Consider the following 11,036-nt stretch of genomic DNA (forward strand, 5'->3'; position numbering starts at 1 on the left):
GACTCAAAGCCTTCATATCGTTTAGAATCATTGGGATCCGGTAATACCAGCCTCTCCAAATCTTATTTTACCCAGAATGGTATAACATCTTCCAACAAAGTTTTCCTGTATAAATCAGCCCATTCCTTTAAAAGTTTTGCCATAATCATATATCTCCTTTATACTTATACACCAAAGATTTTTTATTATAAATCCAGATACGTAATTCCCGGTTTAATCATTTCTGCAAGAGCCAATCCTGCAAAACCGGTAGCAGAAATAGAGCATCCTGTCCACGACTGAAGACTGTGAGGTCCCCATGGAAGATCCGGATCATCAACCATTACACCCAGCAGCCTGGCATATTTAGGCGTGCAAATGAATTTTCTCAACATTCGGAGTTCATTTTTGATTATCTTCAGTTTATCGGTCTCAATACCAAATTCCCGGCTAAATTCATGAAATGCAATCAATATTAAAGGAATTGCCGCACTTTTTGAATTATGCCAGATATCTTGCAGGGGATACCATGCAGCTCCATTTTTAGCCTTAATAAGTCCTTCGGAACCAAAAAAGTATTTTTCCAGGGCATTATATACATTTTTACGTATGTCCTTATTAGAGCTTAATCTTGCTGCTACAATTGCTTCAAGTATGTAAAAACCGTCTCCAAAATAAGTTGTAAGCTGATAATGGGGTTTGTCAGGATAAGTCCCATCAAATGGCCAATTCAAAAACTGGCCGTTGTCATTCCAGTCCCTTATAAGAAAAGAAATAGCCTTTTCAGCAATATTCATGTACTTTGGATTTCCCGATACTTTCGAATAAATAGCCATCCCCAACGATGTTGTTGCAGTTGATACACTGTATACGTTTCTTGCAAATTTTCCTGCAAGCCAACCATTATAAAATCCCCCATCTTGATGTTGAAATCTAAGTGCCCAACCTTCATAGTATTTATTCACCGCTTCCATATATTTGCTCTTTCTTTCAGTATCAACATAATAGCATGCACTGGCGAGTGCTGCAACCATACTCCCTACATCCGCAAGATTCATCCAGTATCTACTCTTAATATAATTAATATCGCTTTCACTAAGTGAACTTATGGGCTGGTTTCTGCATACTTGTGTAAATGCACCTTCAGGTAATTGTTCACTAACAAACTTGTCCAGAATATTAACTGAAATATCAAGATACTCACTCTCATCAAAGAGATAATATGCTGTCAAAAGCGTTCTTATAGGATAAGAAGTTGTATACCAGTACTTTTCATTAGTTTCTCCATAATTGGTAATATCTCCTAAAAAACCATCGCTTGTTCTGTTTGCTACAAGCCATCTACATATTTCTTTAAGCATTGCCTCCGGATCATCTCTTCCCTCTGCCTCTACTTCATAAACTGATGGAAGTATATCAGACGGGGCATCATCAAAAATCTTTACCAATTCTTCTTTAATAATATCCTCTTTACTCAGTTCTTCTTCAACCGGCTCTTCTTTAATCAATTCGTCTTTAAACAGCTCTTCTTTGCAACTATATATTTCAAGTGCATTAACAATACACCTCTTGCCTTCGTTAGCAGTAAAACGTACAGCCAATACTCCGCCTTCATGTTCCAATATACAATCCTTTTCAACAACTTCTCCGCTTTTTACTATTACATCATCTAACTTCATTATTCTTTTGCCTCCGCCCATTGGTGTTTTTGCTTCCACGTTGTAAAACTCTACTTTAAAAGGGTCATAACTTTCTAACGGATCATAAAATAATAATTTAATCAAATACTTTCCTTTTTTAAGCCCTACTCTAAATTCACACTTTTGCGCGCTTACAAAATCCTTTATTGGCCTATCATCAATAATATTTTCAATATCTTTTCTCTGAACGCAATTAACTCTGCTAACCCATAAAAAGCGAGACGACATATATGTCTGACCTACCTTTATGTACCCCTTTGCTGCCGGGATGCTGTCATGCCCAAAATCAAACCTTATAATCCTTCTCATTTTTCTTTTCTCCTTCATACTATATTTTCATACTATATTTTCTTAATATTTTATATTTTCATTTATATTTTTTCTTTTTTTATTATAGCATTTTCTTGGGAAAAATACAGTAAACGGGACCATCCGGCACTTAAAATGTAGATGGCCCCATTATAGCTAACCTTTTATAAACCAATTCATAAACCAATTCATGTTATTACATCTGTTTTTGTTCTATTTTTATATATTATATTTTAATTAAATATTGCTATATTATTGCTATATTGCTAAATATTAGTTATTTTAATTATTAATTGCTTTGATAATATTATTTACAATTGTGTCTCCATTTTTGTAAGCTTCATTCAGTTCTTTAAGAGATCCTTGTTTTAACAAGTATGAATAAAAATGCCGTATTAAAGGTTCAAAGTTATCAATAATCCCCTGTTTTTGCATGAATTCAATCAGCACCCATGTATATTTTTCAAAGATTTCCCTCACGGACTCAATATCTGTATTGCATACTTCGTTCTCCTCAATCTTTAAAAAAGATAGGGACATGATGATTTTTTCCTTATCCATGGTCTGAAGCACCTGTCTTAAATATTCCACTCTCTCAGCCTTTTTAAGATTATTATTTACATAAATTACCGGTATTTCATCATAAGTAATCAATTTCCTTTTTCCTGATATAAAACGGTACTGGCATGCAGTTCTCGCCTGGGAATACATGGCAGGGAGCGCAAAAATACCTTCTTCTATCCGGCTTAATCCCCCGGAAATATGAATTCCAAGTTGTTCCCATAGACATTTACCAATATTCATAAATAAGGACAATAATTTATTTTTTAATTCTGTCCGCCCAACTGCTTACTGTAATGAAAAAATAATACCGTATTCTTCCATTGAAATGCAAAAAGTGTTCCCATAATACTGCTGTTGGACAATCTCTTCAACAATATTCCCGATTGCAAATGACAGCAATTCGTTATCTTTCTCCCATGGACCTTCAAGTATTGTACCTATGTTGTCGATGCATATAATCATAAATATCATCTTTCCATCTATATGCTTAAGTTCCAGATCTTCTGCCTTCCGTCTGATATCCTCGCTGTTTGTATATCTACACCAGATAATGTCCCTGAAGAACCTGTCCTTGATAACACTTCGGTATTTCTTCCAATTCCATGGAAAATCGCATTCTCAACAAGAGGTTGCAATAACATATTTGGAATCTTGTAATTTAGAATATGCTCCTCGATTGCATAACTTATCTTAATCTTATTATTATAGCAAATATGCTGTATATATAGAAAATCGTTTAAATTATTGATTTCTTCGGCTATGGAAATAATGGTACCCGCCTTTCCCAGTGTTCTGCTTAAAAGCCGGCTCAAACTTTGAAGAATATCTGCCATTTTGGCATAACCCTCCATCATAGCTTCAAACCGTATACAACCCAAAATATTGTATAAAAAATGTGGATTTATCTGGTATTGGAGTAGTTTAATTTCAAGGTCCTTTTTTATTCTCTCCTCCTCAATGCTTTTTTGGAAAAGTTTTTTAATTTGTTTTACCATGTAATTGAAACTCCTGGTTATCTGTCCCAGTTCATCACTGTCCACAGCCGGAACTTCAATGTCAAATTTACCATTTTCTACCGTCAGCATAGCAGCCTGAAGTCTCCTTATTGGTTGTGCGATATTCCTTGCAATGAGAAACGCTACACATAACAAGCTCACAAAACAAATAAGTGACAGAAAAAAAGTAAGATATCCTATATTTTTGATTTCCTTTATGTAGAAACTATATGGGATCAACTCGATTATTTTATGGCCGGTTTTTGAAATGGTGTAATATGCTGCCATATAGGTGACTCCACTAATCCTTGTTTCCACACAGCCATACTTATTCTCAATTATGCTTTTTGCAAAGAGGTAATCATTAATGTTCGTTCCCACCTTTTCTTTATCAGTATGCGATACTATCGTACCCTTCGAATCAGTTATCATTACGGTACCAATTTTTCCTACATCGGTATTTTCATAAATACCAGCAAAAACGCGCTCATCAAGGAAGACAAATATAGTACCTATATTCTGAAAGTTACGGATGTTTGTTGTATCGGCAATGGTCCTTCCAGCTGCAAAAACATACTTATTATCACTATAAGGATCAGGATTCTGAATGGTCCCTATCCAATTGATTTTCCCTTTCATTTCCCTGGTCTCATTATACCATGGATATTTTTTCCAAGCATCTTTGTTGGTAATATATGTGTTCTTATAGCTGTAAACTCCGCCGTCTTCACCAAAGAAAAAAACCGAAGCCGTATTTTGGTTCTGAAAATAATGGGTAAAATAATAAGTATTAAAAAATAAATCAAGGTCGTAAGTTATTTGCCATAATTTACTGTCCGACTGTGAAAGATCAACCTGGAAACGCTTATCACTAATAGCTATTTCAAGAATTCCCTCAATCTTATTTATTTCATTTTCCACATTTCTTCCCACCTGTGCCAGGGAATCCAATACAGCTATGTTTAATTTGTTAATAATGGCATTATAGGATATTTTATAAGAAAAAATACCCATAAGAATGATTGGTATCAGTGTTAACAGTAAAAAATTGGCAAGAAGCTTGTTCTGTATACTTCTCATATTATTAACCCCTTATAAGGCACAATGCTTTTTGCTTGCACCTTTATACTCAACTTTTACTACAAAAGCTATGTAATAATGATAAACCAGCAGTTGAGTAAATGCAAGTGACAAAAACTTTATGGTTATAATTTGTGGTAACAAATGTTGCTTTTTGGCGGATATATGAAATATAATTAAAAGAGTATAAATAGCATTTGCCTATGAACAAGAGGACAAAATAGGGGGGTTAAATGTGCTTTTTAACTCACTGGAATTTTTAATATTTTACCCAATTATAACCATACTGTATTTTATTCTCCCTCAAAGGGCGAGGTGGATTCTTTTACTTGCAGGGAGTTATTACTTTTACATGGCATGGCGGCCTGAATACATAATTCTCATATTAATATCTACTTCTGTAGCTTATTTTACCGGACTTAAAATGGGACGGGAGGAACATAAAGAAAAGAGGAAGAAATATTTATATTTAAGCCTTTTTGTGAATCTGGGGCTGCTTGCTGTATTTAAATACTTTAACTTTTTTAATGAGTCTTTAAGGACGCTTTTCCACCAATTAAATATACAATACAATGTTCCAGGCTTAAACCTTCTTCTGCCCATGGGAATATCCTTTTATACTTTTCAGACCTTAAGCTATTCCCTTGATGTTTACAGAGGAAGTATTAAACCGGAAAAACACTTTGGGATATTTGCACTTTATGTGTCATTTTTCCCGCAGCTTGTTGCAGGGCCGATTGAACGGGCAGAAAGGCTCTTGCCCCAGTTTTACAACAAGAACAAGTTTGACTATGACAGGGTAACAGCCGGCCTTAAAATTATGGCCGGGGGTTTTTTCAAAAAGGTGGTGGTCGCCGACAGGTTGGGGGTAGCTGTAAGCGCAATATATAGCAATCCTACCAAACATAACAGCATCCAGTTTATTATTGCTACAGTGTTTTTCGCATTCCAGATTTTCTACGACTTTTCAGGGTATTCAGACATTGCAATAGGAAGTGCCAAAGTAATGGGTTTTGGCCTTATGCAGAATTTTAAAAGGCCTTATTTTTCAAAATCCATAGCCGAATTCTGGCGAAGGTGGCACATATCCCTTTCCAGCTGGTTTAAAGACTACCTTTATATTCCTCTAGGAGGAAACAGGGTGAGCAGGATTCGCAACTATTTTAACCTTTTTATAACATTTTTGATAAGCGGATTGTGGCACGGGGCCAATTGGACTTTTGTAGTATGGGGAGCCCTTCATGGCATATTTCTTGTTATTGGAAAGGTTTTATCTTCGGTAAAGCAAAAACTTGTGAAGTTTACCAGGATAGAAAAAGTTCCCTTTATTCACAAGTGCATCCGGATGGTATTCACCTTTTCCCTGGTTACCTTTACGTGGATATTTTTCAGGGCAAATACAATAAGTGATGCACTCTATATAATTAGGCATTTGTTTACTGATATAGGAAATATAACCGATACTCAGTATCTGATAAATTCCATATCTGCCATGGCACTAACTAAATTTCAGTTCATTGTTTGCATTGTGGGGGTAATTATGGTAGAAGCAGTTCACTTTTTACAAAGGAAGAGAGATGTTATAGAATGGATTTCATATAGACCTGTCATTATAAGATGGGGCATTTATTCTGTACTGGTTACAATAACTTTTTGGTTGGCTTTTAGTGAAACCAAGCAGTTTATTTATTTCCAGTTTTAGAAGAGTGTACGGATAAAATTAGAAGGGTTAAAATTAGAAGGGTGGTATGGCAAAGTTAAATGAGGCTAAAAGTATTTATCTTCAAAGTAATATTGATAACATTAATAGCACTATTCCCATTATCTTTTATAAATTACATAGTTGACCCGTACCAGTTTTATAGAGAACCCACGCTATACAAACCCGTTTATTTCAACGATCAGAGATACCAAAACCCTGGATTGGCAAGAAGCCAGGATTACAGTCTTGCAATTGTGGGGACAAGCATGAGCGATAATTTCCTGCATTCCTATGTAGAAGAAAAATTGGGTAAGAAGATGGTGAGGCTTTCAACCATGGGGGCTTCCATGTATGAAGAAAAGCTCATGGTTAACGTTGTTACTCATGTAAAGAAGGCAGATACAATAATATGGGAGTTAAACTACTATTCTTTTAGAGGAGATACCAAAAGAGTAACGGAAACAGGAAGAGGTTTTCCTTATTATTTATATGATAACAACCCCATTACGGATTTAAAATATTTATGCAATTCTGATACTCTTTTAAGGTGCTATTATATATTTCTCAATGAATATAAAGGAAAGATGCATTATACAATGACTCATAATCTTGAAATGTTAAATACCTGGTACAGTACATCAAAATTCAGTAAAGAAAATGCCATGAAAGATTGGATACTTGCCCGGAACGACTTACAAAGGGCTAATCCTGAAGAATTCACATGGGACCAGTTGAAAGCAAATGCGGATAAAAATCTAATAAGTGTAGTAAAAGATAATCCTGGGGTTGAATTTATACTATTTTATCCCCCCTTTTCAATACTTGCCCACAAATTTCTTGATGAAAGAGGATTATTTGAAAATGAAATAAAGTTGAAAAGATATATATTTGAAAACTGTAAAAATTTAGAAAATGTAAAAATTTTTGATTTTCAGGATATAGAAAGTATAACCCATAACCTGGATAACTACAGGGATATGACTCATTATTCAAAAGAGATAAATGAGTATATAATAGATTCCATATCTTCCGACAGGCATATGGTTACAGAATGGAATATTGAAGAGAAGCTTACGAATTTAATAAAACAGATAGAAATACTTCTTACTAATTCTATCTGCTAATGATAAAATAAATTAATATTGAGAAAGTAATATTGAGAAAGAGAGGTTGATAAAATTGACACAGACCGGAATGTTGGAAACCAGGGTACTAAGTTCTCTTGAGAAGGTATTTGCCGACGAAGAGTTGAGAGCTTCAGAATGGAAGAGTGGCTCGATGTTGCTCAACGAAGTTTACTCTTTTCAGGTTGCCTATAAGTGGGATGGTTTTATGTTAAAGCAGGTTAATGTAAGTGTAAGTTCTGAGTTGTCTCAATGGATTACTCTTCGTAAAGTTGCGCTTATTCCTTCAGAAATGCCGTGCTATGCAGACCATGACGATAATGTTCTGCGTACTACCCCAGGATTATATCCTGATGCCTTAATGCCGATAAATGCCGAAGGGATCACCCTTTTACCCCGTCAATGGCGTTCCATATGGGTTACAATTAATCCTGACCGACAGGTAAAAGCCGGCAACTATCCAATTATAATAACTTTTACCTCTCCATCCGGGGATGAATTGGGTAAAGTTGAATTTAAGCTGGAAATAATTAATGCCATGCTTCCAAGACAAACACTAATTCATACTGAGTGGTTTCATACAGACTGCCTTGCTACATGGTATGGGGTGGAAGTTTTTAGTGATGAACACTGGAAGATTATAGAGAAGTATGTTCAAACTGCAGTAAAGCATGGTATAAATATGATTTTAACACCCCTGTTTACACCTCCTTTGGATACTGCAGTGGGTGGTGAAAGGCCTACTGTACAATTAGTTGATGTGGAAAAATGCAAGGATACATACAAGTTCGGATTTGATAAGTTAAAACGCTGGATTGACATGTGTCGTACCAATGGTGTTGAGTATTTTGAATTCTCTCACTTATTCACCCAATGGGGAGCTAAACATGCACCAAAAATTATGGCAAAAGAAGATGGAGAATACAAGCGTATCTTTGGATGGGATACCGATGCTGCAGGAGAGGAGTATAAGAACTTTTTGAGCCAATTTCTTCCTAAACTGATTGATTTTATAAAACAGAATAACCTGGAGGATTGTGCCTACTTCCATGTTTCAGACGAACCTCATTCAGACCATTATGAATCTTATAAAAACGCAAGTTTAATTATAAATGAGTATGTGGAAGGTTTCCCGGTTATTGATGCATTATCTGACTACAAATTTTATGAGACAGGCCTGGTTAAAAATCCCATACCTTCTACAAACCATATAGAACCTTTCTTGGAAAATAAAGTTCCAAACTTGTGGACCTATTATTGTTGCGGTCAATACCGCGAGGTAGCAAACCGCTTCTTTAATATGCCCTCTGCGAGGAATAGGATATTAGGAATACAGTTGTATAAATTCAATATTAGTGGGTTCCTCCAGTGGGGTTATAATTTTTGGTATTCTCAATATTCGCGTTACCCTATTGACCCATACAAGGTTACCGATGCCGGTTATGCTTTCCCCTCCGGAGATGCTTTTGTGGTCTATCCAGGAGAGGACAGCCCTATCGAATCTTTAAGGCTTGAAGTATTTTACGAAGCCCTCCAGGATTTGCGTGCCTTAAAACTACTGGAAGAACTTATTGGACGGAAAGAAGTTATTAATATCTTAGAGCAAGGGTTGGATAATCCCATAACATTTAGGCAATATCCTACCGACGCTGAGTGGCTTTTATGTAAGAGAGAAGAGATCAACAAAAAGATTGCTGAACATATTGTAGACAAGTGAGACAAGACAAGCAAGACAAGGGGACGGTTCTTGTGTCTAAATCAAAACCAAGAACCATCCCGACATGAGAACCGTTCGCTTGTCTACTTGTCTACTTGTCTACATCTATCATACTCTTATGTATCATATTGTTGAACGTTGGTTTCACCAGTACTTGCATCGGCCACTCCTTTATAATTTCTATATCCTTTACTTCTCAGCCTTTCCACATCTGTGATATCCAGTACTCTGGTATGGAGGGTATGTGACCATTCTTTCTTATCCTTATTTATATAACCCTGTATTATTATTGGTATCCAAGTAAGGTTATAGAATGGAAACAAAAGGAAGTAGCCTGTCACCTTTAAAGAAGCTCTCCCCTCTATAAAAATAAATATTACGCTTATATATGTAGTAAAAAAAAACAACACTGCCGATTGTAAGTTACGCAAATTTAATAGTTCAGAAAAATCAGTGAAAAGAATGAACCTAAAAAAGTTAAACAGCAGTATTACTCCACTTATTACAACTATTAAAGGCTGGATAACATACAATGCACAGTCAAAAGCAACCATATCCTTGTCCTTTATAAACTTATATAAAAGTGGCTTCACATATCTACACGCGCAATCAGCCTGACCTTGCATCCAGCGCTTTCTCTGTCTCCACGACTGTATAAGGGTGATAGGTTTTTCATCATAGACAATGGCCTCTTCAGACCAGTAAACTTTCTTGCCTTTTAATACAAGTTTTATGGTAAATTCAAGGTCTTCAGTTAAGCATGTAGCCCCCCAGCCTATCTCTTTCAGTGTATCTGTAGCCACAACAAAACCAGTCCCCCCAATTATACAGCTTAATCCCAGATAGTAACGTGCCAACTGAAAAAGCCTGTTGTTCAACCAGTAACTTATGGCATAACTCGCCGAAATCAGAGAGTCCAGAGGATTCTTACTGTCAATGTATCCTTGGATCACTTTATATCCCTTGCACAGTTGCTTATTCATTTCCTTAAGGAAATTTAAAGAGACAAGGTTGTCCGCATCAAATACACAGATTGCATCATATTTCTTCTCCATATTAAAAATTTTCTCAAACATCCATTCAAGTGCGTAACCTTTGCCCCTTTTCAGCTTATCGAACCTTTCAAAAACAATAGCTCCATTTTGTCTGGCAATTTCTGCAGTATTATCGCTGCAGTTGTCTGCAACTATAAATATATCATACATATCCGTAGGATAATCCAGGTTTTTCAGGTTTTTTACTATACTCTCTATTACTTTTTCTTCATTGTGCGCAGCTACAAGAAGAGCAAACCTGTTCACGGGAAAATAATTTTCTGCATTCTCTTCCTTTCTTTTAAACCATCCAAATACTGATATGACAAAATGATAAATAAATAGGGGCAATAAAGCATATTGAAGTACCAGAATAATTATTCCCACTATTGGTTTAAGAATCATAAGGCTGCTGTGTAAATACATTTCTATAACCCCTTCTGTCAAATGAATAACATACTTATAAAAAAATTACACCTAATAATGGAAATAATCAAACTCAATTGTTATTGAATTTAAACTACGGCAACTTGTTTAATAAAAAAGCTTGAATGTTTTATCATAAATTGCCGGCGCATAAATTTTTCTGCCTAATATCGCTATTTCAAAATATAGCTTTTGATAGATTTTAAGGGCGCATTTTATTTTTATGAAGAAAATGCTTCCGGTAACTAAATGCTCCAAGTCTTAAGAGCCTGTAAATTCACTTCGGGGCAAATCAAACTCGCAAAATAATTTGAATAGAATTTAATAATATTTCAATGTAATTATTTTGCTCATACAGTTGATTTGCTTATCCCTCGTCGGATTAACAGGCTCTATAAGACTTTCC

The 11,036-nt window shown here is 35.5% G+C and carries 8 protein-coding genes; 3 read left to right on the forward strand and 5 right to left on the reverse strand.

Going from position 1 to position 11,036, the window contains the following annotated elements; genetic code table 11:
* Positions 1 to 185 precede the first annotated feature (185 nt).
* The 4 genes from HPY74_17195 to HPY74_17210 form a co-directional block, all read right to left on the reverse strand.
* A complete protein-coding gene (locus HPY74_17195; GenBank protein ID NSW92372.1) occupies positions 186 to 1,988 on the reverse strand; it encodes a hypothetical protein in 1,803 nt (600 codons plus the stop codon).
* 282 nt (positions 1,989 to 2,270) lie between these two features.
* Positions 2,271 to 2,792: a hypothetical protein gene (locus HPY74_17200; protein ID NSW92373.1), complete on the reverse strand. Its 522-nt coding sequence runs from the start codon at positions 2,790 to 2,792 to the stop codon at positions 2,271 to 2,273.
* A gap of 45 nt (positions 2,793 to 2,837) precedes the next feature.
* Positions 2,838 to 3,014, reverse strand: a complete 177-nt coding sequence (locus tag HPY74_17205) for a hypothetical protein (GenBank protein ID NSW92374.1) — start codon at positions 3,012 to 3,014, stop codon at positions 2,838 to 2,840.
* Positions 3,015 to 3,031: 17 nt separating this feature from the next.
* Positions 3,032 to 4,627, reverse strand: a complete 1,596-nt coding sequence (locus HPY74_17210) for a histidine kinase (protein NSW92375.1) — start codon at positions 4,625 to 4,627, stop codon at positions 3,032 to 3,034.
* A 235-nt stretch (positions 4,628 to 4,862) separates the two neighbouring features.
* Between HPY74_17210 and HPY74_17215 the strand changes: the two genes are divergently transcribed.
* The 3 genes from HPY74_17215 (at position 4,863) to HPY74_17225 (ending at position 9,170) form a co-directional block, all read left to right on the forward strand.
* On the forward strand, positions 4,863 to 6,329 hold the full coding sequence (locus HPY74_17215) for an MBOAT family protein (GenBank protein NSW92376.1): 1,467 nt from the start codon (positions 4,863 to 4,865) through the stop codon (positions 6,327 to 6,329).
* A gap of 59 nt (positions 6,330 to 6,388) precedes the next feature.
* Complete coding sequence (locus tag HPY74_17220) at positions 6,389 to 7,453, forward strand: hypothetical protein (GenBank protein NSW92377.1); 1,065 nt, start codon at positions 6,389 to 6,391, stop codon at positions 7,451 to 7,453.
* A 70-nt stretch (positions 7,454 to 7,523) separates the two neighbouring features.
* On the forward strand, positions 7,524 to 9,170 hold the full coding sequence (locus tag HPY74_17225; GenBank protein ID NSW92378.1) for a DUF4091 domain-containing protein: 1,647 nt from the start codon (positions 7,524 to 7,526) through the stop codon (positions 9,168 to 9,170).
* A 116-nt stretch (positions 9,171 to 9,286) separates the two neighbouring features.
* On the opposite strand, the gene HPY74_17230 is transcribed toward HPY74_17225, so the two are convergent.
* A complete protein-coding gene (locus HPY74_17230; protein ID NSW92379.1) occupies positions 9,287 to 10,630 on the reverse strand; it encodes a glycosyltransferase family 2 protein in 1,344 nt (447 codons plus the stop codon).
* Positions 10,631 to 11,036: the final 406 nt, after the last annotated feature.

The sequence above is a fragment of the Bacillota bacterium genome, assembly GCA_013314855.1.
Taxonomy (GTDB): Bacteria; Bacillota; Clostridia; order Acetivibrionales; family DUMC01; genus Ch48.

Excerpts from the sequence above, each read along its gene's own strand:
- HPY74_17225 (NSW92378.1), top strand. The coding sequence starts at position 7,524 with ATGTTGGAAACCAGGGTACTAAGTTCTCTTGAGAAGGTATTTGCCGAC.
- HPY74_17230 (NSW92379.1), bottom strand. The coding sequence starts at position 10,630 with ATGTATTTACACAGCAGCCTTATGATTCTTAAACCAATAGTGGGAATA.
- HPY74_17220 (NSW92377.1), top strand. The coding sequence starts at position 6,389 with ATGAGGCTAAAAGTATTTATCTTCAAAGTAATATTGATAACATTAATA.
- HPY74_17205 (NSW92374.1), bottom strand. The coding sequence starts at position 3,014 with ATGATTATATGCATCGACAACATAGGTACAATACTTGAAGGTCCATGG.
- HPY74_17200 (NSW92373.1), bottom strand. The coding sequence starts at position 2,792 with ATGAATATTGGTAAATGTCTATGGGAACAACTTGGAATTCATATTTCC.
- HPY74_17210 (NSW92375.1), bottom strand. The coding sequence starts at position 4,627 with ATGAGAAGTATACAGAACAAGCTTCTTGCCAATTTTTTACTGTTAACA.
- HPY74_17195 (NSW92372.1), bottom strand. The coding sequence starts at position 1,988 with ATGAGAAGGATTATAAGGTTTGATTTTGGGCATGACAGCATCCCGGCA.